Source organism: Polyangium sp. 6x1, assembly GCF_029946515.1.
Taxonomy (GTDB): Bacteria; Myxococcota_A; Polyangia; order Polyangiales; family Polyangiaceae; genus Polyangium.
In genome coordinates, this window is sequence record NZ_JARZHH010000013.1 from 150,743 (window position 1) to 175,176 (window position 24,434).

Consider the following 24,434-nt stretch of genomic DNA (forward strand, 5'->3'; position numbering starts at 1 on the left):
GAGCCCGTGATCGAAGGGCGGCTCAGCCGAGCAGCGCCTTCGCAATCACGAGCTTCTGGATCTCCGTCGTCCCCTCGTAAATGCGCAGCGGCCGGATCTCCCGGTAAAGCCGCTCGACCTCGCTCCCTTCGAGCACGCCGATCCCGCCGTGGAGCTGCACCGCCTTGTCGATGATGCGTTGCGCGGCCTCTGTCGCGTACATCTTGCCCATCGCGGCCAGGCTCGTGACGCGCTCGCCCGTGGTGTCGCGCCTGTGCGCGGCGCGCGCCACGAGCAGCCGCGCGGCGTCGAGCTCGGTCGCCATCTCCGCGAGGTACGCCTGCACGATCTGCCGATCCGCGAGCGGCGCGCCGAACTGGCGCCGCCGCTTCACGTGACCGAGCGTCGCCGTGAGCGCCCGTGCGGCCATCCCGTTCGCCGCCGCGCCCACCGAGATGCGGAACGCGTCGAGCGTCTCCATCGCGATGCGGAAGCCCGCGCCGACGTGCCCGAGCACGTGCTCGTTCGGCACCCGGCAGCCTTCGAGGCGCATGCGGCCGAGCGGATGCGCGCTCATCGGCAGCGGCTCGAGCGTCAGGCCCGGCGCGCCCTTCGGGACGTAGAACGCCGTGATCCCCTTGCGGCCGAGCGAGGGATCCGCGTTCGCGAAGACCACGTGGTGATCCGCGATCGGGACGTTCGAGATGAGCGTCTTTTCCCCGTCGAGCACCCAGCCGTCGCCGTCCTTGCGCGCGACCGTGCGCAGGGAGGCGACGTCGCTGCCCGCCTCCGGCTCGGTGAGCGCGAAGGCCCCGAGGCGACGGCCTCGCACGACGTCGGGCACGACCTCGGCGATGAGATCCTGCGAGCCGCCGAGCAGGATCGGGTAGGTGCCGAGGCCCTGCACCGCGAAGATCGAGTCGGCCTGCGCGGAGACCTGGCCGAGCGCCTCGCGCACGAGGACGAGCGCGCGCACGTCGATGTACGCGAGGTCGACCGGGCGGCCCGTCGTGGCGCCGCCGTAGGCCTCGGGCACGAGGTACGCGTACAAGCCCAGGGGATCGCCGAGCAGGCGCGCGACCTCGGTCGGATCCTCGGTCGTCCTGAGCACGTCGAGGTGCTCGGTCTGCAGCAGCGTCGCGAGGTCGTGGTGGCGCTGCTCGAAGAAGGGCGCGAGGTCCGGGACGGAGAGCGTGAAGCGGGCGCTCATGTCTCGCTCCCTGCGTCGTCCTTCGGCGCGGCCGGCGGCGGATCGCAGATCTCCGCGCCGAGGAAGCGCGCCGGGCGCTTCGCCTTGTTCGCCTCGTAGGCCTCGCGGAAGTCGGGGTGCGCCATGCAGAGCGCCTGCGCCTGCGCCTCGGCCTCGATCGCGGCGGCGAGGGTCATGTCGTGCTCGCTCTCGAGCATCTGCTTCGTCATGCGATGCGCGAACGTCGGGCCCTTCGCGAGGCGCTCGGCCCAGCCGCGCGCCGTCGCGAGGACGTCGGCGTCCGGCACGACGCGGTTCGCGAGGCCGATGCGATACGCCTCCTCGGCGCCGACGAGATCGCCGAAGAAGAGCAGCTCGGCGGCCCGGCCGCGCCCGACGATGCGGGGCAGGAGGAACGAGGCGCCCATGTCCGCGCCCGAGAGGCCGACGCGCGGGAAGATGAATCCGATGCGCGCGCTCTCGGCGAAGATGCGCAGATCGCAGGCCGCGGCGATGACGGCGCCCGCGCCCACGGCGACGCCGTTGATCGCGGCGATCACGGGGCGGCGCAGCTCCGCGATGCTCTGGATGAGGGCGCCCGTCACGCGCGTGAACTCGACGAGGCCCGTGATGTCGCGGGCGAAGAGCTCGGCGATGATGCCCTCGACGTCGCCGCCCGAGCAGAAGCCGCGGCCCTTGCCGGTGATCACCACGGCGCGCGCGTCGTCGGCCTTCTCCAGGGAGCGGAAGGTCTGGGCGAGCTCGCCGTACACCTCGAAGGTGAGCGCGTTCAGGCGCTCGGGCCGGTTCAGGGTGATCTGGGCGATGCCGCGAGATATTTCGAGGTCAAAGGTCTTCGGCGAGAGGGTCACGTGTCTTCCTCGGATCTGGCGCGGGCGCGGCGCCTGCCCGTGCCGCGCTCGGGGGTGCGGCGTGCCTCGCCGCGCGGGCCGCGAACGGCCGAGAGCTCGGGTCCGCGGATGGTTTGTCGTACCTTGTCGAGCATCCGCACGAGGCTCGATAGCTCGCTGCCGCTGAGCGAGGAGAAGAGCTTGGAGACGCGCGCAGCGTGACGGCGCTCGGCGCGCTGGAAGGCGAGCTGGCCCTTCGGCGTGAGGTGCACGCGCCAGGCACGCCGATCGTTCGGATCGGCCCTGCGCTCGACGAGACCGTCACGCGCGGCGCGATCGACGAGACCGGTGATGTTGCCGGCCGTCACCAGCATCGAGCGCGACAGCGACGCGAGGGTCTGGCCATCCTCGCGCACCAGGTTCGAGAGCAGATCGAACCGCGGCAAGGTCATCTCGTGTTCGAGGTCGTCGCGGATCGCGGCGAGCGCAGACTTCTGCACGGCGAGGATACGGACCCACGCGCGCACGGCCGGGTTCTGCTCGCCCTTGCCCACGGGCGGCGCGCTCACGGGCCTGCGGGTCGGCGCGCCTCGCCTCACGCGGGATCCGTCGGCCCGCGAAGCACGGCCACGGCCTCGATTTCCACCTTGGCCCGCGGCTCCACGAGGCCCGCGACGCCGAGGAGCGCCATCGCGGGGAAGTGCTTGCCGAGCCGCGCGCGCCACGCCTGCCCGATCGCCTTCAGCGATCCGCGGTAGGCGTCGAGGTCCGTCACGTACACGGTCATCTTGGCGAGATCCGTGGGGCCGCCGCCGGCGGCGCGCACGACGGCGATCACGTTGTCGAGCGCCTGCGCGAACTGCTCGGCGAGGTCGTCGGTCTCGAACTCGCACCGCGCGTTCCAGCCGATCTGGCCGGCCACGAAGAGCGTGGGCCCCGAGACCAGGGCGCCGTTCGAGTATCCCTTCGGGGGCAAGAAGCCCTCCGGGTTCACGAAGGTGAGCTTGTCGTTCATCGCCGTCTCCGTTCGTCGCTCGGGGCTTCGGGTCGCCTTCGCGCCCTTCGCCCCGAATTCCGTTCGTCGCTCGGGGCTGCGGGTCGCCTGCGGCGCCCTTCGCCCCGAATTCCGTTCGTCGCTCGGGGCTGCGGGTCGCCTGCGGCGCCCTTCGCCCCGAACCCCTCCTATTTCATGACCTGGCCGCCGTCGATGGGGATGGCCTGGCCGTGCACGCTGCGGGCCTCGGGCGCGCAGAGCATGGCCACGACGTGGGCGATCTCCTCGGGCTCGGCGAAGCGCTGCTGCGGCGACATGTTCGCGAGGATCTTCTGCGCGGCTTCGGCGCTCCGGCCGGTCTTCTGCACGATGCGCGTGGTCGCCTCCTCGCCCATGCGCGTGCGCGTCCATCCCGGGCAGACGGCGTTCACGGTGACGGGCGACTTCGCGATCTCCACGGCGAGCGCGCGCGTCATGCCGACCATCGCGTGCTTCGACGCGCAGTAGGCCACGCTGTACCCGTAGCCGACGAGCCCCGCGTTCGAGGCGACGTTGATCACGCGGCCGAAGCCGCGCTCGATCATGCCGGGCACGAACGCGCGGCAGAGAGCGAAGGCGCTCGTCACGTTCACTTCGAGCAGGTCGTCCCAGATCTCGTCCGTCGTGCGGTCGAAGGCCACCGACTCGGCGAAGCCCGCGTTGTTCACGAGCACGTCGACGGGGCCCATCGCGCCGATCGCGTCGATCGCGGCCTTCACGCTCGCGCGGTCCTTCGCATCCATGCGCACGGCGACGCCGCCGATCTCGCTCGCGACCTCGTCGATCTCGAGCTGGGTGCGCCCCGTGACGAGGACGCGAGCGCCCTCACGGGCGAGCCGCTCGGCGATGGCGCGCCCGATCCCGCGACCACCGCCCGTGACCAGGGCATTTCGACCGGCGAGGTACATGACGCACGTATAAAAGATTCACATCTAAAGGACAACGCGGCCGAGCGAGCATGGGCGGGCAGGGTCCGGAAACCATGAAAACCCGGGTCGGGTGGACGGAGCCGTCCGCGCCGAGCGGTCGATGGGCGCGGGCGAAACGGGAACGACCGGGGCGCCGCGGGTGCGGAAATTGCGCGGCGTGGCGACACGAAAAGCAGGCGCCCCCGGCCTATCGCGGGGGGCTACCGTCATGCATACTTTTCCGTCATGCGCGACATTCGGAGCTTCTCTTTTGCGCTCGTATCGTCTTCGCTTCTGCTCGGCGCCTCCGGGTGTGGCCCCGCGCCGACGCTGCCGCCCGAAGCCACCTCGATCTGGGTGGCCCCGTCCTCGCCCGCCGCGCTCGCGGACGCTGCGTTTTTCGATCACCCCTGGCCGAGTGATCTGCGCCTCGAAGACGGCGCCGTGCCCCTCGAAGGGTACCCGAACCCGCGGTTCGTACCGATCCTCGCCGCGTACATCTCCACGATGGATCGCAAGCTCGACGGCTTCTCGCCGGCAGCCGCGGGCTACCTGCGCTTCGATGGTCCGCTCGACCCGACCTCGCTCCCGCAGACGCCGGCCCTCGCCCTCGACAAGAGCGCGTCGGTGCAGCTGCTCGACATCGATCCCGCGTCGCCCGAGCACGGGGCCCGCAGGCTCGTCTCGGTGAAGTTCCGCGCGGAAGAGGGCGTGTATTACCCGTCGAACACGCTCGCGTTCATGCCGACGCTGGGCTTCCCGCTCCGGCCCCACACGCAGTACGCGCTCGTCGTGACCGACGGCGTGCGCGGCGCAGGCGGAGGCACGATCACGAAGAGCTTCGAGCTCGCGCAAGCGCTCGGCGAGCAGACCCCCGAGAGCGACGCAGCGACGGCCGCAAAGGAGGCGCTCGCGCCCGCCGTGGCAGAGATCGAGAAGGCCGGGATCGAGCGCGGGCGCATCGTGCACCTCGCCGTCTTCCGGACGAACGATCCGACCGAGGAGCTCTTCGCCGCGCGAGATCACCTGCGCGCGAACGTGCCCGCGCCCGCCGCGAACCCGTCCACGTGGATCATCGGCGGCACATGGGACGCGCGCACCGAGTACCTCGGCGTCTACGGGCCCTCGCCGAACTACCAGGAGGGCAAGCTGCCCTTCGAGAGCCCGAGCGACGGCGGCGCCTTCAAGTACGAGAACGGCGCGCCCGCAGTCGTCGACACCTTCGATCTGCGCTTCTCGCTCACCGTACCGAACTCGCCCGCGTGCCCCATGCCGGCGAACGGTTTTCCGATCGTGCTCTACGCGCACGGCACGGGCGGCGATTTCCGCAGCTACGTGTACGACGGGACCGCGCGCAGCCTCGCCGATCAGTGCATCGCCTCGATGGGCGTCGATCAGATCTTCCACGGCCGCAGGCCAGGCGCGCCGAAGGACGGCGATACGTCGCGGATCTCGCTTCTCTTCTTCAACGTGAACAACGTCCTCGCGGCCCGGACGAACAGCCGGCAAGCCGCGCTCGACGAGGTGCAGCGCGCGCGGCTCTTCACGGAGTCGAAGATGGAGGTGCCCGCATCGGTCTCGGTGACGGGCCAGCCGATCCGCTTCGACGGCTCGCGCCTCACGTTCTTCGGCCACTCGCAGGGCGGTCTCAACGGGCCGCTCTTCCTCGCCTCGGACGATCAAGCGCGCGGCGGCGTGCTCTCGGGCTCGTCGGCGGTCATGGCGATCACGCTGCTGGAGAAGACGAGCCCGTCGCCGAGCATCGCGCAGCTCGTGAAGACGGTCTTTCTCAGCCTGAAAGCCGAGGAGGAGGGGGAGCTCGACGTCTTCCACCCGGCGCTCTCGCTCGCGCAGATGCTCGTAGACACGACCGATCCGCTACATTATGCGCAGCGCGTGGCCCTCTCGCCGCGCGACGGGATGGCGCCGAAGAGCATCTACATGACCGAAGGCGTGAACTCCGACGGATCGGGCGACAGCTACTCGCCGCCGCGCGGGATCGAGATGCACGCGATCGCGATGGGTCTGCCACTCGTGAACCCGTCGCAGTTCTCGATCCCCGAGCTCGCGTGGGGCGGGCCGGGCACCGTGATGATCCCGAAGGGAGGGCTCTCGGGCAACCTCGCGGACGGGCAGGCGACAGGCGTGCTCGCGCAATGGCCGGTGCCGGAGGACTCGGACGGGCATTTCGTAGTCTTCCACGTGCCGGAGGCCCGAACGCAGGCCGCGACGTTCATCCGCAGCCTGAGCGACGATCCGAAGGGAAAGGTCTCGCTGCCATGACGACCGACTCCGCGAGCGAGCGCGCGGCGCGCATCTGCGCCGCCAGAGCGATCACGAGGCGCCGTCCGCCAGGGCCGAGGACATGGGACCTGGAAGGCGAGGCGCCCGAGGATCTCGCAGCACTCTGGGCAAACGCAGGCGGGCTCGCTCTCGCCGACGGCACGCGGCTGCTCGGGCCCGAAGAAGTTGGTCCCGCAACGAAATGGCTGACAGAGGAGAAGTCGCTCGGCTGGGACGGCGATCTCTTCGTGGTCGGCGAGCGAGACGATCTGGTCATCGTGCGAGACCTCGATCGCGCGGGCAAACGAGCCGGCGGCGGCGTGCTGGAGGCGCCGTCGGACGGGCTCGAAGCGTTCCGGCGCGTCGCATGGGACATGCTCGGGTACCTGGAGGCGCGTCTCGGGCTCGAGCCCGCGCCACGGCCCACGCCGGAGATCGCAGCGCAGAAAGCAGCTTCCCAGAAGGACAGCGCAGCCCTCACGAGGCTGCTGGCCGAGCCATTTTACCCAGGCAGCGAGGCCGTGGCCGCGCACGCAGCGCTCGTACTCGGCGAGGTCCTCGCAGCCGCGGGAGACGACGTCGCAGCGATGCGCGCATTCGTACGGAGCGTGTCGTTCCGCGTGCAAGGCGCGCGTCGCGGAGCCGAGGCGCTGGAGCGCGCCGCAGGCTTCCGCGCAGCCGCACGCGTGGCCGAGTCGGTGGGCGCAAAAGCCCTCGCCGAGGCTTGTCTCACGCGCGTCGATGTCTGAGTGACAGCGTTGCGCCGGGGTTTCACCCCGGGCCCGACCAGGGGCTGTTCGCCCCTGGACCCGAACCAGGGCACAGCCCTGGACCTCTGGGCATCGACTGCGCGAAGCGCAGTCGATGCGGGGAAATTTTAAAGAGCTGTCCGCCCCCCTTTTGGAGGGCGCAGCCCTGGACCTCTGGGCATCGACTGCGAGAAGCGCAGTCGATGCGGGGAAATTTTAAAGAGCTGTCCGCCCCCCTTTTGGAGGGCGCAGCCCTGGACCTCTGGGCATCGACTGCGCGAAGCGCAGTCGATGCGGGGAAATTTTAAAGAGCTGTCCGCCCCCCTTTTGGAGGGCGCAGCCCTGGACCTCAGGTGCATCGACCGCGGTGCGGTCGATGCCATCGATGGGCGGAGTCTCAGTCGAACTCGACCGGCTCGTTTTCCCCGGCGATCCCCAGCATGCCGAGGATCTGCTCGACCTCGAACCGCGCTTCGAGCTCAGGGTTCGACTTGAGGTACCCTTCGAGCTGCTTCTTCGCAGCCTTGCGGTTGCCCTTCGCAGCGTAGGCGAGGCCAGCGGCCTGCATCGCCTCACCGTCGCCCGGGAACCTGCGCAGCGCCTCGTTCGCCTGCGACAGCGCGCCGTCGAGGTCACCGAGCTGGCGCAAGACGTTCGAGAGCGCAACGCGCGCGCCGAGGTAGTTCGGCGCGAGGCGGAGGGCAGCGCGGTAGGCGTCACGCGCAGTCTCGTGCTGCCCCGTCTCGAAGAGGGCAGCGCCGAGGAAATGGAACGCGTAGGGGTTCCTCGGATCGGCCTTGATGACGTTGCGCAGCGCGACGAGCGCCTCGACGAAGCGCCCGTCGTTCATGAGCTCGGTCGCCTCCTCGACCGCATCCCATCGGGCGGCGTCTTCTGCATCCACAGTCTGCGTTGCCATGCGCGAAGCATACGCGCGGAAAGAGCGACGCGCCGTAGGGCAGACGTCCGCCCTTCCGGCCCCGCGCGTTTCGTGGTTCATCCCGCTCGATGCTCGGCAAGCCCCGCGAGGGCGCGTGGTTCCAGGTCTACGCCGCGATCCTCGTGATCGCGGTGGGCCTCGCGTTCTGGCTGCCCGGGTTTCAGCGGACGGACGGGGCGTTCCCGGTCCCGCTCGACGACGTCTACATCCACTACGGATTCGCGCGCTCCGCAGCGCTCGGCCACCCGTTCGCGTGGCTGCCGGAGAACGGCTACTCGTCGGGCGGGACGAGCCTCACGTACCCACTCGTGCTCGCGCCGGCGTGGGCCCTCGGCCTGCGAGGCGCGCAGCTCTCGTACTTCGCCGCGGCGCTCGCATGCGTTTGCCTGTGGGATCTCTGCCGCTCGGTTCGCAAGCTGCTCGAAGGCGCGCCGCGGCTCGCAGCCTGGATCACGGCGCCTCTGCTCCTCGCGGTGCCGCTCGTCGACTGGAGCCTCTATTCGGGCATGGAGACGGCGCTCTTCGCCGGGATCCTCGGTCGTCTGCTGGTCGCGGCGCAGCGCGCGACGACGGCCTCGGTGACCGAGCGTTCCTCGGCGCAGCTCCGCTTCGGGCTCTGGGGCGCGCTCCTCGTGGCGACGCGGCCGGAGTCCGCGGCGCTCGTCGGTCCGCTCGGCGTGGCCGTCGTGTACGGCGCACGTTCGCTCGGTACGTTCGCGTCGCTCCTCCGCGCCCTCGCCCCCATGGGGTTGTTCCTGGCCGCGCAAGCCACGGCGAACCTCGTGTTCACCGGGGAAATCAGCCAGGCAGGCGCCGTCCGCAAGCTCGTCGGAACGAACCCGTACCTCACGCCGATCGAGGCCGCCGTGGAAGTCATCAAGAACCTCGCCGTGCTGCAGGCGCAGGCGTTCGACGTGGCGCTCGGAGGTCCGTCCTTCTCCATCGTCGTGCCGCTCCTCGCGCTCGTGGCGGTCTTCTCGCGGCGCATGCGTCTGCTCGCGGCGCCGCTCGTCGCGGGCGCGATCGGCATGCTCGTGCTCGTGTCGCTGAACACGACGGCGCGGTACCAGAACCTCCGGTACGCAGTGCCTTCGCTCCTGTTCTTGCTCGTCGCCGCGGCGCTCGGCGCGGGCGAGCTCCTGCGAAGGGGGCGGTTCGTTCGCGCGCTCGGGATCGCGCTCGCGCTCGTCGCCACGCTCGCGCCCGCGCGGCTCTTCCCGCGGCAGATCGATCATTTCGCGCGCGCCTCCGGCAACATCGAGCATCAGCAAGCCGAGGTCGCGCGCCGTCTCGCCGCGCTCTCGCCGCGACCTCGGCGGGTCCTCGTCGGCGACGCGGGGGCGATTCCCTATCTCTCGGGCCTCTCCGCGCTCGATGGCCTCGGCCTCGGCGGCTACCACGACCTGCCGTTCGCCCGCGCCTCGGTGCACGGCATCCCCGCGATCATCGAGCTCATCGAGCGGATGCCGGCGAGCGAGCGGCCGGACGTGATGGCGATCTACCCGGGCTGGTTCCCGGAGCTCGCGCAATCGTTTGGGAAGCAAATGTTCTCCGTGCGGATCGAGGACAACGTGATCTGCGCCGCGCCCGAGAAGGTCGTTTACGCGGCGGACTGGTCCTCGCTCGCGCCGGCTGGCGAGGCGCGGGCGGGCGCGGTCTTCGAGGTCGACGTCGCGGATCTCGTGGACGAACGCGCGCACGGATACACGTTCCCGCGTCCGCAAGCCGGGTGGGTGATCGGCGCGACGCTGCGCGACGAGGCCGGGCGCCCGCGCTTCGACGCGGGGCGCATCCTCCCGCAGGGGCAAAGCGAGTCGTTCGTCGTCACCCCGCACGTCGAGCGAGCCCCCGCGACGCTCGTGCTGCGGACCGACGGAGGCGGACCGGTCACGCTCGTGATCGAGCACGTCATGCACGGCGAGCCCGTCGGGGGAGGCACACAAACCGTGGAGATCCCGGCGCGGGACGAGGGAGCATGGTTCGAGGCGCGTGTGCCGCTTCGCTCGATCGGCGGGCGTGATCGGGTGAGCGTCACGGCGAAGCAAAACGCGTGGCGGAGCTTCCACGCGTGGCTCGTGCGACCTTGAAGATCACGGGCGCCATCCGTGGCATCCTCGCGGCATGGCGGATCGTCCCTCCTGGACCCGCGCGCTCGTGAACGCGGGCCGCGAGGCCCTCGCGTTCGGGCGGCAGGCGTGGCTCCTGCGGCACGATCTCGAGGGCGCGGCACCTGCCGAGGTGCATGACGGCGACGACGTCGTGGTGCTCCTCCACGGCCTTTTCGCGTCGGCAGGCGGGCTGCGTCCCATGCGTCGGGCGATCACGCGGCACAAGGGCGTTCACGCCGCGGCGATGACCTACCCGCCGGGGCCTGGCATCGAGGAGCTCGCCGAGCGGCTCGCGGCGCTGACCTCGGAGCTGCCCGGCGCTGCGCGTCTCCACCTCGTGGGGCACAGCCTCGGCGGCGTCGTGGCGCGGTTTTATGCGCAGGAGGCGGGGGATACGCGGGTCGTGCAGACCATCTCGATGGCGAGCCCGTTCGCGGGCGTCGTCGGGGCGAGCGCGCTCGGGTTCGGGGCTGCGCGGGATCTCGCGCCGGACAGCGCGGTCCTGCGCAGGATCCGCCTCGCTGCTTCGGCCACGGCGAACGTCCCGCACCTCTCGATCATCGCGAGGGCGGACGCCGTGCTGCGTTCGCCCGTGTCACACGCCCTGCCTGGTGGCGAGGTGGTCGTGATGGAAGGCCAAGGGCACAACACGGTGCTCTTCGACGAGGAGGTCGCGCGGATCGTCGAGCGGCGGATCCTCACCCGCCGCAGGAAAACGTGCTAGGTGCGGGGACCGTGCGTCGCAACGTGAAAGCTTCGTGGATCGGAGTCGCGCTCGCCTTCGGGGTCGCGCTCGCGCCGGACGTGGCGCGGGCTGACGCGTCGGCGTGGGCCTTCGCGGGGGCGGGGGCGCTCGCGTGGAAAGAGGGGACGGCGGCGCTCGCGCCGCGCGCGCATTTGAACTTCGATTACGGCGTGGGCACGTCGCCGGACGGCTCGTTCATCGTCGGCGGGCTCGCGCGGCTCACGCCCGTGATCGACGAGGGCCTGGACCTCTCCTTGCTCGCGCGGTTCGCCACGCACGGCTTTCAGGCGGGAAAGGTCGGCGTCGCGCTCGACGTGGGCGGCTACCAGAGGCTCTGGGGGACGTACTCGCGCGGCGTGGCCGGGGGCCTCACGCTCGGCTTGCCGCTCGGCTTCTCGATCGGCGTGCAGGGCCTTTACGGCACGGGCGACGCGCTCGCCTTCGGCGCGTTCGCCGGCATCGATTTCCTCCGCCTGACGGTCTACCGGCAGTCGATGCTCGACGCGTGGCCGAACCCGTACCCGGCGCAGCAAACGCCGGCGGCGACGGCCTCGTTTGGACCGTCGCGCTTCTTCTGACGCTTGCATCGACCGCATCGCGGTCGATGCACCGGAGGTCCACGAAGGCGTTTCGCTGGGGCTTTGCCCCAGGCCCCACCGGGGCTATCCGCCCCTGGACCTGGACCAGCGCAAGCGCTGGACTCGGGACGATGAACTGCGCGGTGCGCAGTTCATCGCACAGGCCGAATCAAGACCCGTAGCGACCCTGCCGGCCAAGACAGCAGCGCTGACCTATCGTTCGGCAACGCGCTACCACCGGCGGCCTGTGGGAAGAACTGCGCATCGCGCAGTTCTTCCCCAAATGGTCCAGGGCTGGCCCTCCAAAGGGGGGGCGGACAGCTCTTGAAAATTTCCCCGCATCGACTGCGCTTCGCGCAGTCGATGCCCAGAGGTCCAGGGCTGGCCCTGGTCCGGGTCGAGGGGCGGAGAGCCCCTCGTCGGGTCCGGGGTGAAACCCCGGCGCTACGGCTCCGTCAGATCGACGCGAGCGCCTCGACCAGGCGGTCGAGGTCTGCGCGCGTGTGACGCTCGGTCACGGCGATGAGCAGCTCGCCTTTGCGATCGGGGCTGATGCGGCCGAGGTCGAAGCCGGGGATGATTTCCCGCGTGGCGAGCGTGTCGCAGACCTTCTTTGCGTCGCCGCCGCGCACGCGTACGACGAACTCGTTGAAGGTTGGGGCGCTGTACGGCAGCGCGTAGCCTTCGAGCCCTGCGATTGCTTTCTTCAGGTATTCGGCCTTGGCGAGGCACTGACGCGCGGCTTCGACGAAACCCTTCTTGCCGAGCATGCACATCTTGATCGTCATCGCGGTCGCGCAGAGGCCGCTGTTCGTGCAGATGTTGCTCGTGGCTCGCTCGCGGCGGATGTGCTGCTCGCGTGTGGCCAGCGTGAGCACGTAGCCGCGGTTGCCTTCCTTGTCGACGGTCTCGCCGACGATGCGACCGGGGATTTGCTGGAGGTATTTGCGGTCGTCGCGGCATGCGAAGAGACCCACGCCGGGGCCGCCGAATTGCGGCGGGAGACCGAGCGGCTGGCCTTCGCCCACGGCGATGTCGGCGCCGAGTGCGCCGGGCGACTCGAGCAGCGCGAGTGCGTACGGGTCCTCGGTCGCCGTGATCACGAGTGCGCCTTTTGCGTGCGCGGCCTCGGCCACCTTCCGGAGATCGCAGATCGATCCGTAGAAGTTTGGGTATCCGACGACGACGCACGCGGTCTCGTTCGTGATGGCGGCTGCGAGTGCGTCGACGTCTGCGGCGCCGTCGGCGGCGAGGGGCACGGTCGTGAGCGAGGCCTTGCCGGTCCCGAGGCTTCGTACGTGCGTCTCGATCGTCTCGAGATACTCGGGGTGGATGCCTGCGGAGATGACCGTGTGCTCGCGTCCGACGAGCCTGCGCGCCATCAGCACCGCCTCGGCGGCGGCGCTCGCGCCGTCGTACATCGACGCGTTTGCCAGCGGCAGACCGAAAATCTCGCTGACGATCGTCTGGAACTCGTAGATGACCTGCAGCGTGCCCTGCGCGACCTCGGGCTGGTACGGCGTGTAGGCCGTGTAGAACTCGCTGCGCAGGATGAGCTGGTCGGCGGCGGGCGGGAAATGATGCTCGTAGGCGCCGGCGCCGAGGAACGAGAGCATCCCGGCCGCGCGGTTCTTGCGGGCGAGCTCTTCGAGGTGGCGCATGAGCGACGGCTCGTCGACCGGCGCGGGCAGGTCGAGCGGGCGATCGTAGCGGGCGCGTGCGGGGATCGATTCGTAGAGCGCCTCGAGCGACGGCAGGCCGACGGCCTCCAGCATCGAAGCGATCTCCTCGGGCGTATGAGGGAGGTATCGCATGGGTGTGGAGAGGGATGAGGAGGCCGCGGCCCGTCTCAGTGGCCGGCGGTCTTCAGCAGCTCAGTATAGGCGGCAGCGTCGAGCAGGCCATTGAGCTCGCTCCGATCGGAGGGCTCCACGGCGATCATCCACGCGAGGCCGTAGCAGTCCTCGTTCACCTTCTCCGGCTCACTCTCCAGGTCTTTGTTGATCGCGACGATCTTGCCGCTCAAGGGGGCGAAGAGGTCGCTCAGCGTCTTGACGCTCTCGATGGTCCCGAAGGCCTTCCCGGCGGTGATCGTCTCGCCGACCTTCACGTCGAGGTTCACGAGCGTGATGTCACCGAGCTGATCCACGGCGTACGCCGTGATGCCCACGAGCACCCGGCCGTCCTCTTCCTTCGTCCACTCATGATCCTTGGTGTACCGACGATCCGATCGAACATCATCACTGCTCATACGAAGCCCTCTCTCCTGTCCCCTGCTACGACGACACGCTTTCGTTACGAACGCTTGTAAAACGGAGTCTTCGCCACGACGGCGCTCACCGAGCGGCCGCGGCAGTCGACCTCGATCGAGGTGCCCACCTCGGCCATCGACGTGGGCAGATACCCGAGGCCGATGTTCTTGCCGACCGTGGGGCCGGGGCTGCCGCTCGTGCACACGCCGACCTTGATTCCCACCTTGTCGAGGAGCGGATAGCCGTGCCGCGCGATGCCGCGGCCGGTCATCTCGAAGCCGACGAGCTTGCGCGTCAGGCCCGCGGCCTTGATGCGCTCGAGCGCCGTGCGGCCCACGAAGTCGCCCTTGCCGAGCTTCACGACCCAGCTGAGGCCGGCTTCGAGCGGGTTCGTCGTCTCGTCGATCTCGTTGCCGTACAGCGACAGGCGCGCTTCGAGGCGCAGCGTGTCGCGTGCGCCGAGGCCGGCCGGCTCGAGGCCGAGCGGGCCGCCGAGCTTGACGAGCGCGCGCCAGAGCTGCGCCGCGCCGTCCGTGGGACAGAAGATCTCGACGCCGTCCTCGCCCGTGTAACCCGTGCGCGCGACCGTGCACGGGACGTTCGCCAGCGTGGCGTCGCGGAAGTGGAAGCTCGGGAGCTCGGCGAGCGCGGGGCCGTCCCCGCCCGCCTGCGCGAGCAGCGCGAGCGCCTTCGGGCCCTGCAGCGCGATCAGCGCGGTGCGATCGGAGGCGTCGTCGAAGTCGCAGTGGTTCACCGCGGCGGCCCGGAAATGCGCAGCCATCTTGTCGCGGTTCGAGGCATTGCAGACGATGAGCCACTTGGTCTGCGAGATCCGGTAGACGATGAGGTCGTCGAGGATCGTGCCCGATTCGTTGCACGCGACGGTGTAGAGCGCCTGCCCGTCCATGAGGCGCTTCGCGTCGTTCGTGATGAGGTAGTTGACCACGTCTGCCGCGTAGTCGCCGTTGAGGACGAGCTCGCCCATGTGGCAGACGTCGAAGATCCCCACGGCCGTCCGCACGGCGCGGTGCTCGTCCGTGACGCCCTTGTACTGCACGGGCATCTCCCAGCCCGCGAACGGCACGAGGCGGCCGCCGAGCGCGACGTGCTCGTCGTAAAGAGGGGTCCTGCGAAGCGCTGCCGGGGACTGATCCATGGTCGACACCCCGCGCGATGTAGTCCGATTCGGGGTCGAAGTCGATGGGCGTCCGGTACGGTCCAGCGCGGACGCACGATCGCAGCGTGCACGCTCCATGACGCGCCGCGCATCCTGCTGGAAGGCTCATTCGAGCTTCGTTGGATCGAGGGGTTGTCCCTGCGGCGTGAGGCCGAGCTCGCGCCACCGCTCCTCTTCGGTGAGGCCGTCCTTTGCCGGGGGGCGGGTCACGTCACGCACGACGATCTCGGTGTGGTCGTCGCGCATGAAGATTTCGATGTCGAGGACGCGCGCGGGCGCGGGCGCGGACTTCGCCGTCGCGCCTTGGAGCACCGTCTTCGGCGGCTCGGACGCGACGCGCGCGGAGACGACGCGCTCCTTCACGTACGTCGTGACGTCCTCGGCGCGCACGCTGCCCCGCGCGAAGACGGCGTCGGGGAACTGCGCGGTCACCGTCATCGCGCGGGGTAGTTTGAGCCCAAACGCATCGACCGTGCCCTCGGCGAGCTCGCCGGGCGCGAGTTGATCGGGGCGCGGGGCCGGGGCCGCCGAGGAGGCGGGGGCGGGCGCGCGACGCTCGCTCTCCCCGCGGCAGCCCGAGAGGAGCACGAGCGCCGCGGCGGCGCAGAGGAGCGCGTGTTTCACTCGAGGACGAGGCCCCACGAGTCGATCCTCACCGACGTGCGCGGCGGCGGCAGGCGCTTCGTCACGGTGTTCGTCTTCGAGTTCTCGGTCGACGTGCCGCCCTGACCGGTCTGGAAGACGAGCTGGAACTCGCCCGCGGTCGAGTTGTTCACGCTCGACATCGGGCCGAACGCGGGGTCGGCGAAGTCGAGCTGCTCGTAGCAGCTCGGCGTCTGCGTGACGGCCACGCCGAACACGACGGTGCCGGGCTGCTGGTTCTCGAAGAAGCTCACGACCTGCGGCGCGTTCACGGGATCCTGCACGTACCGCGGGCACGGCCAGTCGGTCGGCGGCGTGGGGCCGTTCGCGCTGCAGGCCGTCTTCCGGTAGTAGTCGACGCCCCACACGGCGCCGTAGCCGTCGGCGCACGCGTTGCCTTGCGGGCCGGTCGGCGTGAACGTCGAGAAGTACGCGACGCCGTTGAAGAGCGAGATCGGGCCGGTCACGCGCACGCCGTTCTCGAAGGGGATCACCCAGTTGCTCTTCGTGACGAACGCGCCCGCGCCGCTCGGCTCCTCGCGGATCGACCACGCGCGCGTCTGCACGCCCGCGCTCGACGTGAACGTCTCCTGATCGCCGGTCGACAGGAGGACGACGGGGTTGCCGATCGGATCGACCGTGACGATCGGCGGTGTCTCGATGGGCTGGCGCGCCGCGGCCGTGTCGTTGCCGAACGAGTACGCGTCCCACGCGAGATCGACGGTCCACTTGTCGGGCTTCGGCGAGGTGAGGTTGATGCGGTAGAGCGTCCCGTCCGCGTCGCCGACGTAGACGCGATCGGAGACCTGGCCCGGGAGCGCGGGGTACGGAACGGGGACGCCGGTGACGGGCGAATCGAAGGAGTTTTCCTTCACCTTCGTCGAGGGGAGCGTGGGGCCGTCGTCCGCCTTGCCGCGGAAGTTCATGAGCAGCTCGCCCGTGTCGAGGCGGACGATCGAGAGCGAGCGCGCCGCGCCGACCTTGCCGTTCGCGTCGTGCCAGCAGCGCACCACGTCGCCGCTGACCTTGGGCTGGTAGGCGTCGGACGACGAGACGGTCGTCGTCGACTTGAGGCGCGGGCAGCTGCCGGTCGCGAGCGTCGTCGTGCCGCCGGGGAGGATCGCGACGGCGACCTCCTTCACGTCGTTGTTGCCGTCGTCGACGGCGATCGTCGTGATCGCGGGCTTGATCGTGGCGGCCCCGAAGAGCGCCTCGCCGTTCGTGTTCGTCGAGAGCTGCCAGAGGAACTTCGGCTCCGAAGGCTTCGTCACGTCGAGCGCGTAGTAGAAACTGCCGCCGAGGCCGCCGGCTGCGACGAGCACGCTCCTCCACGTCGAGCCCACCGCGCCGGCCTGCGCCTGCGCGCGCGTGCGCTGGAAGATCACGTCCTTCACGACGGGGCTTCCATCGAGGAGGAACGCCTGCCGACCGTACGTGGGCAAAATACCGGGCAGCACGTGCGGCGGGAGGAACGACCAGAGCTCGTTGTTCTCCAGCGTGTCGACGCGCTGCGTGTCGGCCGGATCGTTCGACGCGACCTTGAACGCGTGGAGCTGGCCGTCGGTCGTGGCCGCGAAGAGCACGAGCGGGCGCTTCTTGACCACCGGATCGGCGGCGAACGCCGCGTACGACTCGTCGCGGAGGAACTCCTTCGGCGCGCCCATCGTGACGGGCGAGGCGTGGTAGATGCTGCCGAAGCCGTTGCCGTAGCGCGACTGCGGCACGCCGGACATGCCGACTTCCCAGCGGATCACCGTGTCGGCGCAGGTGCTTGCGCTCGCGTTCGAGCCGGCGATCGCCTTGCACGCGTCGGGCACGGGGCTCGACGGGATGTCGAGCGCGAGCGGCGTCTGGGCGAGCGTCGACGCGAACACCGCGCTGTCGACCAGGCCCGTGCTCGTGCCGCCGTAGAGGCCGAGGCCGTCGTCCGTGGAGAGGTTCGGCCGGAGCGACCGACGCGAGTAGATCTGCCCGTTCGCCTGCGGTCCGACGAGCGTGAAGAACTTCCGGGACGGGGCGTTCGTGTTGAGGTTCGCCTCGAAGTCGTCGCCCTTGGCCTGCTCGATCGGCGCGAGCACCGGCTTGAGCACGCCGGCCTGGTTCTCGCAGACGTAGCGCTTGCGCTCGAGGTTGCCGGTCCAGAGCGAGCCGACGGGCGCGTCGAACGACGTGACGAACTGGTAGCCGGCGGCCGAGGCGTTGCCCTGGCTCGTCGTCGCGCCTGCCGTGGAGAAGACGGGGATCGTGCGGCTCGTCGAGCCGGCCGAGACGACGGCGAGGACCTGATCGAGCGCGCTCTTCAGCGAAGGCAGGTCGTTCGCGAAGAACGCGCGCTTCGTGCCGCCCTCGTACGCGATGCGCGAGAGCGTGCAGCAAGCCTTGAGCGTGCCCGTCGCGTTCGAGCAGAGGCCGCCGGGGCTCACGATGTCGGCCTGCGTGAGCGCGCTGCAGTCGGTGCCCCCCGCCTGCGACAAACCGAAGCCGATGGCGAAGGTCTTGATCGGCTCCGACTGCGTCGCGAGCTCGTGCGCGATCTCGTGCGGTCGCGCGTAGGGGCACTTGCCGTTGCCGGTCGCGCACGACTCGCGCAGGTCGAGGTTCGGCTCGCCGTCCGAGAGGAGGATGACGAACTGGTCGCGGCACTTGCCCGCGTAGTACGGATCGTTCTTCGGGCCGAAGGGTTTGCCCGTGGCCGGATCGTTCGAGCCGTCGTTCAGGAGGTAGTCGCGCGCGTCGGCGAGGATGCCCGCGATCGGCGTCGCGCCGTAGGGCCGCATCGCGAGGAGCGAGGCCTGGATGCGATCGTTCGCCTGCTGCACCTGCGCGATGGGCGCGTCGTGCGGGCCGAAGCCGACGAGACGACCTTCCCACGGCGGCGCGGCGGGGTTTCGCGCGCCGACCTCGAACTCGTGGTTCGCGCAGTTCGGCGGGTTGCCGTTCGCGGGCGAGCCGCCGGAGCTCCAGTTCGGGTAGTAGCTCCACATGCCCTCCGTGCCGTCGTTCGGCGCGGGCACGGAGCCGCTCGCGCCGGTGCCGGCATCGGGCAGCGTGTCGAACGTCATCAGGCCGAAGCGAACGCGATCGCGGTACGTGTCGAGCAGGCCGTCGTTCGCCTGCTGAAAGCCCGGCGCCGCGCAGGCCTGGCTCGTGTTGTTCCACGCGTGCGTCTTCAGCGCGTTCGCGGGCCAGTCCCACCAGGCCGCGCCCATCGATCCCGGGCCGTACGCGCAGCCGTTCGAGAGGATGCGGTGAAACGGCAGGTAGTACTTGTAGTCGTAAGGATCGGGGCCGCTCGGCAGGGTGAACTCGTTGAGGAACGAGCTCGACGATCGATCCTGCGCGAAGCAGGAGAAGTTCTGGATCGTCCCCGTCAGCACGGTGACCAGCGTGGCCCAGCGGTTGAGCGGCGTGGCCGTCCCGGGGACACACGCCGCACCCGCGTTCTCCGGCCGCTTGCCGTCGGCCATGTTCTCCATCGACCCCGAGGTGTCGATGACGAGCAGCACGTTCGGCAGCGGCGGGTTGATGTCGAGCTGCGCCTCGGCGACCGAAGAAAAGGACGCGATCGAGAGCAGCGTTGCGGCGACGATGGGAGGGCTGAGGACGCGGGTCAACGTTCGCATGAGGTCCTCCGTCAAGGTCCGGAGATCGGTCCGACGACGAGCTCGGCGCGGAAGGTGGTGCTCGAAAGGGTGCTCGCGACTCCGCCGGGTGGTTCGAGCCGGATGCGGCCCGTTCCATGGAGCATGACGCTCATGAAGTGGACGTTGGCCGCGCCCGCGGAGGTGTAGTCGAAGCCCGCGATGGGGCGATCGATGCGGTAGAGGTCGTTCATCTCGACGAGCAGATCGGCCGAAGCGTTCTCGATGCGGCCGAGCGTGCCGTGATGGCCGGTCTGCGCGTCGTAGGGCTGGAAGAGCGCGAAGCCGAGCTCCTTCTCGAGGTACGCCCGGCCAAACCGCGTGCAGTTCTGGTAGTACGGATCGCCCGACATGCCGAGGCACTCCGTGGAGTTCTGTCGCGCGAGGAAGTCGACCTGCGCGCCGAGATCACGCGAGAGCTTCGCGGTGACGGCGTTCATCGCGCTCTCGCCGAAGTAGCGGCTCTGCGTGGTGACGCGCGAGGTGCCGCTCGTGCTGGTCGCGATGCTGCTCGCCTGCGCGGCGAAGAGGCCGATGCTCGTGAGCATCGCGATGACGAGCACGACCACGAAGACCGTGGCCCCACGCTCGCCGCGGCGCGCGAGGCGGCGCGCGATCGCGCTCGGGTTTCTTCGGACGACCCGGCTCACGAGCCACCTCCCCGCGTGTTCACGAGCGCGAACTCGCGCTCGAGCGTGCGGACGCGCGCGAAGCGATCCGCGCCCTTCGCGCTCCCCACGAGGAAGCGGAACGGGCGACCCGCGGGCGCCGTGATCTGCGTGGGGCGATCGGGCGCGCGCGATCGCGTGGAGAGACGAACCTGCACCGAGCGCACGGCTTCGGGCCGGCTGCCTTGCACGTCGGGCGGGCCCGCGATCGCGTAGACCTGCGGGTTCGGCACGGGATCGGTGATCGGGAAGCGCTCGAGGACGGGCGCGTCCGGCTGCGAGGTCACGGTGAGCGCGCTGATGCCGAAGCGCAGCGCGATCGCGTACTCGGTGACGAGCTCGAGCGTGCCGGGGATCTCGCTGTCGTCCGGCGCGAGCTCGACGCGCACGAGCTCGGTGCGATCGACGTCGCCCGTGACGGGGTTCAGCGGCTGCACGTAATCGGCGAAGCTCGCGTCCGACACGACGGAGCGGAGCTCGTACCGGACGCGCGAGATCACGTGCACGGGCCATCCGCTGCCGAACCCCTTGATCGCGCACGAAGGGCCCGTGCCCGCGGACGATTGGATCGGCACGACGGGCGTGTTCTCGATCGTGACCTGGACCGAGTCGATCGGCGTGCCCGTCGCGGCAAACCCCTGGATGCGGCCGTAGTAGTCGCTCGTCGGGCCCTCGATGTGCAGGATGCGGCCGACGCGGAAGAGCTCGGCGAGCCTCGCGGCGACGTTGCCGTTCTGCGTGAGCGCCGTGAGGCGGCGGATCGCGCGGCTCTGCGGCTGGAGCACGATCGTCGTCGTGCTCGCGCCGGGCAGCGTCGTGCTCATCACGAAGTTCTCGCCGGAGTCGAGGTCGCCCGCGATCGTGATGCGCTCGTTGCGCAGATCGTTGCCCGCGTTCTGCGGCAGATCGGGGCGCGTCTCGATGACGACGGGCGCGAGCCTGCGCATGCCGGCCGGCCAGTCGACGAGGTTCGTCTGGGCGCAGATGCGCCGATCGGTGAAGGGGTTTCGCGTGGTGTTGCGGCCAGCGTGCTCGAGGTCCGTGCCCATGCGGCCGAGGCCCATCGACACGGCGACCTGCGCGTACGAGATGCGCGCCTCTTCCTGGAAGAGACGCACGGCGTTCTTCGAGAGGAGCACGGCCGCGGCGGCGACGAGCGCGCCCGCGGTGATGGCGACGAGCAGCTCGACGAGCGTGAAGCCGCGCCGATCGCCCGTCCGGAGGATGCGGTTGTTCGCGCGCATCAGTTCGAGGCCTCCTCCTGGCCGACCACGGTGGAGAGGTAGTAGAAGCCGTATCGCGCGTCGTCGTTCTCGATGCTCGCAGGCGCGGTCGAGCGGCACTCGGTGATCGGCGCGAGGTCGCGGCGCCAGATCACGCGCACGAGGGCACGGACGGCGATCGGGTGCGTCGCGCCGGCCAGCGAGAGCGGCTTCTGAACGGTGCGCGACATCTGCAGGTGCGTGCAGAACATGCCGTTCGTCGTGGTGTCGCCGATGGCGACGTCGGTGCCGTGGACGTCGGCCACGGGCGAGCTCCAGCCGGGGACCTCGGGCGCGAGGACCCATTGCCCCGGACCGGGCGGATTCACGGTGTCGTACACGCCGGCCGTGGCGAGCCATCGCGTCTCGCCGATGTCCGGGATGCCGAGCGGATCGTTCCACTGGAGCGCGTCGGTCTTGAGGCGATCGGCCCACGTCGAGGCCACTTGCCGCGCGCTGTCGCCGATCCGCGCGTTCGAGTTGCCGATCAACGCGACCTTCTGCAACGCGATCACGCCCGTCGCGCCGACCGCGAGGATCGCGAGGGCCATCATGACCTCGATGATCGTGTAGCCACGCGCCTTCCGCCTCATTGGATCACCCTCGGCAGGCCGAACGACGGCACGAGCACGCGGCGGACGCGGCCGTTCCCGAGGTTCGTCACGGAGAGCTTCGTCGCGCCGACCATCTGCACGAACGCGCCGTCGTTGTACCGGACGAACGCGGTGCGGCGCGCGAAGCAGACGTCGGCGATCTCCTGGCTCGAATTGTCGGCGCCGAGGAAGCCGACGTCGACGAGGGTCTTCTTGTCGGTCTTCGCGTAGCGAAAGGTTTGTCGCTCGAGGGCGGGGTCGTCCCAGTTGATCGTGTTGCAGCCGCGCGGCGAGATCAGCGTCGGCGTGGGCGTGTCGAGCGCGGCGCGGACCGTCTCGATCTGCAAGTTGCCGCTCGGCTTGCGGAAGCGCACGAGGTACGTGGCGCGCTCGGACGACTCGACGTAGCCGCGGCGGTAGATCTCCGCGAGCTGCATCGTGAGCCGGCTCAGGCCGATGTCGCGCATGATGCGGATGAACGCGGGCGACGCGACCGCGGCGAGCAGCGCGATCATGAAGATGACCACGAGGATCTCGGTCAGCGTGAAGCCACGCCCGAGCGTCGCCGCGCCTGCGGTCCGCGCCCTGCGAAGTCGGCGAGAAAGGAAACGAGCCACCATCATGAGTGGTAGCAAGCCTCGTGCCTTCCTAGAGAAGTTTTCGGGGAAGCCGAACGGGCCAGGAGCAAGGCCAGACGCGATGCGCCGCGCGAAGCGAGCCGCTACGGATTGCGACGCTCTGCAAAAGTTGCGGGATCCGGGCGGCCGGGGGCCTCGTGCCTTGCACCGGTCCTCTGATCGTTGCATGTGCGGTCGACCATGATGCAACGGCACGCGGCACTCGGTCCCCTCCTTGCCCTCGCCCTCGTCAGCGCTTGCAAGAGCGACGAGCCTCGTGGCGCGCCGCCTCCCCCGCCTCCCGCGGCGAAACCCGCGGCCTGCGCGGGCGGCGGTGGGACCCTGTCCGACGCGCAATCCGCGGCGTTTTTCCCGCGCACCACCGCCGGCTTTTGCCTCGACCCGAACGGCGGCGACAAGACGTACGGCGAAGGCGGCAGCCTCCCGCTCGATCAGATCTGCGACATGTTCGACGGCGAGTGCGAGATCTACAAAGGCTTCGGCGTTCGCCGCGTGGTCGAGCTCAGGTACGTCGACGGCAGCGGCAGCGCGGCGACCATCGACGTGCACCTCTCCAAGTTCGGCACGACCGAGGGCGCCTACGCGATGTTCACGAAGCGCGTCGTCGGCGACGGGGATCCCGCGGGCGAGGACACGCCGCGGGCCATCGAGGGCGGAGGCGCGGCAGCGCTCGGCCTCGGGACGGCGTACCTCTGGCGCGGCGCGCACCTCGCAGAGATCACGTACAACGACGAGGCCGCGGCGGAGCACGCGATCAAGGCGCTCGGGGACAAACTGCTCGCGCCGCTCGTGAAGGAGATCGGGGCGAAGCTCCCGGGCGAAACGGCGCTCCCGCCAGCCGCGGCGGCGCTGCCCGAGGCGAACCGGTTGCCGCTCGGCGTGCGCGTGTTGACGAAGGATCTCCTGGGGATCCCGAGCACGGGCGGCGGGGCGTTCGGCTACTACAAGGACGGGGACAAACGATATCGGTTTGCCGTCCTCGTGCGCGCCGACGAGGAGCAGGCGAAGGACGTGCTCGCGACGCTCGGCAAGGGCCCCGGAGCGCAGAAGGAAAAGGGGATCGGCGACGGCGCCGTGCGCTTCATGAGCAAGGAAGGCGATGCGCCCGCGGTCGAGTGGATCGTGGCGCGCACGGGCAGCCGGCTCGTGGGGATCGGCGACGAGGTGCGCGTGCTGCGCAGCGGGATGACGGCCGACGATGTCGCGAAGGTCTCGCTCGGCAAGGACGAGAAGATCACGCGGCTGAAGGACGCGATCGCGAAGAAGTGAGGGAGGCGCGGGGACGCGGCAAAGGTCCGCGTCCCCTCCCTCGTTCGCGAATTACTTCGTCCTCAAAATGACGTGGTAGCCGAAGGGCGTCTCGACGAGGCCGCTGACCTCGTTGACCTTCAGCTTCTCGACCGCATCCTGGAAGGGACCGACCATCGCGCCCTTCGGGAAGAGGCCGAGGTCGCCGCCGCGGGCGCCGGCGTTCGGCTCGTCGCTGTACTCGCCGACGATCGTCTCGAACTTCGCGCCGTCCTTGACCTTCTTCAGGCCCTCCTCGGCGCGCGCCTTCGCCTCTTCCTTCGTGCGCGTGATGTTCGCGGGCGCGCGCATGCTGCCCTTGTACATCACGAGGAAGTGCTTCGCGCCGAACATCTCGCGCGGCGGCTGCTGCTGCGCAGGGGCCGTCGGGCGAGGCGGCGTGGCAGGCGTCGCAGGCGTGGCAGGCTGCGTCGCGGCCGTCTCCGTGTGCGCGCCGCCGCCCTGAGGCTTCGCGGCGAGGAAGCCGAGCGGCTTGTTGAACATCCCGAAGAAGCCAAGGATGCCGACGAGCACGAGCACGGCGAGGACGACGTGCGGCGTCCACCAGTAGGGATCCTCGTCGTCGCCGTGCGCGGCGGCGTCGTGGCCCTGGTGTTTCTCGTCCGCGTGGCCCTCTTCCTCGTCCTCTTCTTCGTCTTCCTCTTCGTCTTCTTCTTCGTCCTCGGACTCGTCTTCCGCTTCGTCCTCGGACTCGTCCGCGCCCTCTTCCTCCTCGTCCTCTTCCTCCGCCCGCTTCTTGTCGAGCTCGGGATCCTCTTCGGCCTTGCGCTGCTTCTTGGTCTCTTTGCTCATGATGACTTCTTCAGAGAGAGGGCTTCGCCCCACCGTTCTGCCGCGCGGGCGGCTTTGACCCTACGATCGGTCCGGTCGAGTTAGCACGCGCCTCGGCG

The 24,434-nt window shown here is 69.8% G+C and carries 22 protein-coding genes; 6 read left to right on the top strand and 16 right to left on the bottom strand.

Annotated features, from left to right (window positions below):
* Positions 1 to 22: 22 nt before the first annotated feature.
* The 5 genes from QHF85_RS15485 to QHF85_RS15505 all read right to left on the bottom strand — a co-directional run bounded on the left by QHF85_RS15485 (position 23) and on the right by QHF85_RS15505 (position 3,960).
* Positions 23 to 1,189 carry an acyl-CoA dehydrogenase family protein gene (locus QHF85_RS15485; RefSeq protein WP_281327948.1) on the bottom strand — a complete coding sequence of 389 codons (1,167 nt, stop codon included), beginning with the start codon at positions 1,187 to 1,189 and terminating at the stop codon, positions 23 to 25.
* Positions 1,186 to 2,040, bottom strand: a complete 855-nt coding sequence (locus tag QHF85_RS15490; RefSeq protein WP_281327949.1) for an enoyl-CoA hydratase family protein — start codon at positions 2,038 to 2,040, stop codon at positions 1,186 to 1,188. The genes QHF85_RS15485 and QHF85_RS15490 overlap by 4 nt, the downstream gene beginning before the upstream one ends.
* The gene (locus QHF85_RS15495) at positions 2,037 to 2,618 is read right to left on the bottom strand and encodes a MarR family transcriptional regulator (protein WP_281327950.1); all 582 of its coding nucleotides are present in this window, start codon (positions 2,616 to 2,618) and stop codon (positions 2,037 to 2,039) included. The genes QHF85_RS15490 and QHF85_RS15495 overlap by 4 nt, the downstream gene beginning before the upstream one ends.
* Positions 2,615 to 3,034, bottom strand: coding sequence for a RidA family protein (locus QHF85_RS15500; protein ID WP_281327951.1), 420 nt, complete (start codon positions 3,032 to 3,034; stop codon positions 2,615 to 2,617). Before QHF85_RS15500 ends, QHF85_RS15495 begins: the two co-directional genes overlap by 4 nt.
* A gap of 167 nt (positions 3,035 to 3,201) precedes the next feature.
* The gene (locus tag QHF85_RS15505) at positions 3,202 to 3,960 is read right to left on the bottom strand and encodes an SDR family NAD(P)-dependent oxidoreductase (protein WP_281327952.1); all 759 of its coding nucleotides are present in this window, start codon (positions 3,958 to 3,960) and stop codon (positions 3,202 to 3,204) included.
* A 246-nt stretch (positions 3,961 to 4,206) separates the two neighbouring features.
* Between QHF85_RS15505 and QHF85_RS15510 the strand changes: the two genes are divergently transcribed.
* Positions 4,207 to 6,243, top strand: a complete 2,037-nt coding sequence (locus QHF85_RS15510; protein WP_281327953.1) for a hypothetical protein — start codon at positions 4,207 to 4,209, stop codon at positions 6,241 to 6,243.
* Positions 6,240 to 6,992: a hypothetical protein gene (locus tag QHF85_RS15515; protein WP_281327954.1), complete on the top strand. Its 753-nt coding sequence runs from the start codon at positions 6,240 to 6,242 to the stop codon at positions 6,990 to 6,992. The genes QHF85_RS15510 and QHF85_RS15515 overlap by 4 nt, the downstream gene beginning before the upstream one ends.
* A gap of 397 nt (positions 6,993 to 7,389) precedes the next feature.
* Here the strand turns inward: QHF85_RS15515 and QHF85_RS15520 are convergent, their stop codons facing one another.
* Positions 7,390 to 7,911 carry a tetratricopeptide repeat protein gene (locus QHF85_RS15520; protein ID WP_281327955.1) on the bottom strand — a complete coding sequence of 174 codons (522 nt, stop codon included), beginning with the start codon at positions 7,909 to 7,911 and terminating at the stop codon, positions 7,390 to 7,392.
* Positions 7,912 to 8,000: 89 nt separating this feature from the next.
* Here QHF85_RS15520 and QHF85_RS15525 point away from each other — a divergent pair, with 89 nt between their 5' ends.
* Genes QHF85_RS15525 through QHF85_RS15535 form a run of 3 tightly spaced genes read left to right on the top strand, consistent with a single transcriptional unit; the run spans position 8,001 to position 11,363 of the window.
* Entirely contained in the window at positions 8,001 to 10,019 is a 2,019-nt protein-coding gene (locus QHF85_RS15525; RefSeq protein ID WP_281327956.1) for a hypothetical protein, read from the top strand.
* Positions 10,020 to 10,053: 34 nt separating this feature from the next.
* On the top strand, positions 10,054 to 10,764 hold the full coding sequence (locus QHF85_RS15530) for an alpha/beta fold hydrolase (RefSeq protein ID WP_281327957.1): 711 nt from the start codon (positions 10,054 to 10,056) through the stop codon (positions 10,762 to 10,764).
* A gap of 11 nt (positions 10,765 to 10,775) precedes the next feature.
* Positions 10,776 to 11,363 (top strand): hypothetical protein, encoded by a 588-nt coding sequence (locus QHF85_RS15535; protein WP_281327958.1) that lies wholly within the window; start codon positions 10,776 to 10,778, stop codon positions 11,361 to 11,363.
* 455 nt (positions 11,364 to 11,818) lie between these two features.
* On the opposite strand, the gene gcvPA is transcribed toward QHF85_RS15535, so the two are convergent.
* The 9 genes from gcvPA to QHF85_RS15580 all read right to left on the bottom strand — a co-directional run bounded on the left by gcvPA (position 11,819) and on the right by QHF85_RS15580 (position 22,221).
* Positions 11,819 to 13,177, bottom strand: a complete 1,359-nt coding sequence (gene gcvPA / locus QHF85_RS15540) for an aminomethyl-transferring glycine dehydrogenase subunit GcvPA (RefSeq protein ID WP_281327959.1) — start codon at positions 13,175 to 13,177, stop codon at positions 11,819 to 11,821.
* Positions 13,178 to 13,212: 35 nt separating this feature from the next.
* On the bottom strand, positions 13,213 to 13,614 hold the full coding sequence (gene gcvH, locus QHF85_RS15545) for a glycine cleavage system protein GcvH (protein ID WP_281327960.1): 402 nt from the start codon (positions 13,612 to 13,614) through the stop codon (positions 13,213 to 13,215).
* Between the two features lie 44 nt (positions 13,615 to 13,658).
* On the bottom strand, positions 13,659 to 14,771 hold the full coding sequence (gcvT, locus tag QHF85_RS15550; RefSeq protein ID WP_281327961.1) for a glycine cleavage system aminomethyltransferase GcvT: 1,113 nt from the start codon (positions 14,769 to 14,771) through the stop codon (positions 13,659 to 13,661).
* 126 nt (positions 14,772 to 14,897) lie between these two features.
* Positions 14,898 to 15,416: a hypothetical protein gene (locus QHF85_RS15555; protein WP_281327962.1), complete on the bottom strand. Its 519-nt coding sequence runs from the start codon at positions 15,414 to 15,416 to the stop codon at positions 14,898 to 14,900.
* Positions 15,413 to 19,057: a PilC/PilY family type IV pilus protein gene (locus tag QHF85_RS15560; RefSeq protein WP_281327963.1), complete on the bottom strand. Its 3,645-nt coding sequence runs from the start codon at positions 19,055 to 19,057 to the stop codon at positions 15,413 to 15,415. The genes QHF85_RS15555 and QHF85_RS15560 overlap by 4 nt, the downstream gene beginning before the upstream one ends.
* Before the next feature lie 11 nt (positions 19,058 to 19,068).
* The gene (locus QHF85_RS15565; protein WP_281327964.1) at positions 19,069 to 19,725 is read right to left on the bottom strand and encodes a hypothetical protein; all 657 of its coding nucleotides are present in this window, start codon (positions 19,723 to 19,725) and stop codon (positions 19,069 to 19,071) included.
* Positions 19,722 to 20,987, bottom strand: a complete 1,266-nt coding sequence (locus tag QHF85_RS15570) for a prepilin-type N-terminal cleavage/methylation domain-containing protein (protein ID WP_281327965.1) — start codon at positions 20,985 to 20,987, stop codon at positions 19,722 to 19,724. The genes QHF85_RS15565 and QHF85_RS15570 overlap by 4 nt, the downstream gene beginning before the upstream one ends.
* Positions 20,987 to 21,598 (bottom strand): prepilin-type N-terminal cleavage/methylation domain-containing protein, encoded by a 612-nt coding sequence (locus QHF85_RS15575; RefSeq protein ID WP_281327966.1) that lies wholly within the window; start codon positions 21,596 to 21,598, stop codon positions 20,987 to 20,989. Before QHF85_RS15575 ends, QHF85_RS15570 begins: the two co-directional genes overlap by 1 nt.
* Positions 21,595 to 22,221 carry a prepilin-type N-terminal cleavage/methylation domain-containing protein gene (locus QHF85_RS15580; RefSeq protein ID WP_281327967.1) on the bottom strand — a complete coding sequence of 209 codons (627 nt, stop codon included), beginning with the start codon at positions 22,219 to 22,221 and terminating at the stop codon, positions 21,595 to 21,597. The genes QHF85_RS15575 and QHF85_RS15580 overlap by 4 nt, the downstream gene beginning before the upstream one ends.
* A gap of 195 nt (positions 22,222 to 22,416) precedes the next feature.
* On the opposite strand from QHF85_RS15580, the gene QHF85_RS15585 reads away from it, so the two are divergent.
* Positions 22,417 to 23,505 carry a DUF6599 family protein gene (locus tag QHF85_RS15585; RefSeq protein WP_281327968.1) on the top strand — a complete coding sequence of 363 codons (1,089 nt, stop codon included), beginning with the start codon at positions 22,417 to 22,419 and terminating at the stop codon, positions 23,503 to 23,505.
* 51 nt (positions 23,506 to 23,556) lie between these two features.
* On the opposite strand, the gene QHF85_RS15590 is transcribed toward QHF85_RS15585, so the two are convergent.
* Entirely contained in the window at positions 23,557 to 24,336 is a 780-nt protein-coding gene (locus QHF85_RS15590) for a peptidylprolyl isomerase (RefSeq protein WP_281327969.1), read from the bottom strand.
* Positions 24,337 to 24,434: the final 98 nt, after the last annotated feature.

Coding starts and splice junctions, on each gene's coding strand:
- QHF85_RS15525 (WP_281327956.1), top strand. CDS start 8,001: ATGCTCGGCAAGCCCCGCGAGGGCGCGTGGTTCCAGGTCTACGCCGCG.
- QHF85_RS15500 (WP_281327951.1), bottom strand. CDS start 3,034: ATGAACGACAAGCTCACCTTCGTGAACCCGGAGGGCTTCTTGCCCCCG.
- QHF85_RS15510 (WP_281327953.1), top strand. CDS start 4,207: ATGCGCGACATTCGGAGCTTCTCTTTTGCGCTCGTATCGTCTTCGCTT.
- QHF85_RS15520 (WP_281327955.1), bottom strand. CDS start 7,911: ATGGCAACGCAGACTGTGGATGCAGAAGACGCCGCCCGATGGGATGCG.
- gcvH (WP_281327960.1), bottom strand. CDS start 13,614: ATGAGCAGTGATGATGTTCGATCGGATCGTCGGTACACCAAGGATCAT.
- QHF85_RS15590 (WP_281327969.1), bottom strand. CDS start 24,336: ATGAGCAAAGAGACCAAGAAGCAGCGCAAGGCCGAAGAGGATCCCGAG.
- QHF85_RS15515 (WP_281327954.1), top strand. CDS start 6,240: ATGACGACCGACTCCGCGAGCGAGCGCGCGGCGCGCATCTGCGCCGCC.
- QHF85_RS15485 (WP_281327948.1), bottom strand. CDS start 1,189: ATGAGCGCCCGCTTCACGCTCTCCGTCCCGGACCTCGCGCCCTTCTTC.
- QHF85_RS15585 (WP_281327968.1), top strand. CDS start 22,417: ATGATGCAACGGCACGCGGCACTCGGTCCCCTCCTTGCCCTCGCCCTC.
- QHF85_RS15575 (WP_281327966.1), bottom strand. CDS start 21,598: ATGAGGCGGAAGGCGCGTGGCTACACGATCATCGAGGTCATGATGGCC.
- QHF85_RS15570 (WP_281327965.1), bottom strand. CDS start 20,987: ATGCGCGCGAACAACCGCATCCTCCGGACGGGCGATCGGCGCGGCTTC.
- QHF85_RS15560 (WP_281327963.1), bottom strand. CDS start 19,057: ATGCGAACGTTGACCCGCGTCCTCAGCCCTCCCATCGTCGCCGCAACG.
- QHF85_RS15530 (WP_281327957.1), top strand. CDS start 10,054: ATGGCGGATCGTCCCTCCTGGACCCGCGCGCTCGTGAACGCGGGCCGC.
- QHF85_RS15580 (WP_281327967.1), bottom strand. CDS start 22,221: ATGATGGTGGCTCGTTTCCTTTCTCGCCGACTTCGCAGGGCGCGGACC.
- gcvT (WP_281327961.1), bottom strand. CDS start 14,771: ATGGATCAGTCCCCGGCAGCGCTTCGCAGGACCCCTCTTTACGACGAG.
- QHF85_RS15505 (WP_281327952.1), bottom strand. CDS start 3,960: ATGTACCTCGCCGGTCGAAATGCCCTGGTCACGGGCGGTGGTCGCGGG.
- gcvPA (WP_281327959.1), bottom strand. CDS start 13,177: ATGCGATACCTCCCTCATACGCCCGAGGAGATCGCTTCGATGCTGGAG.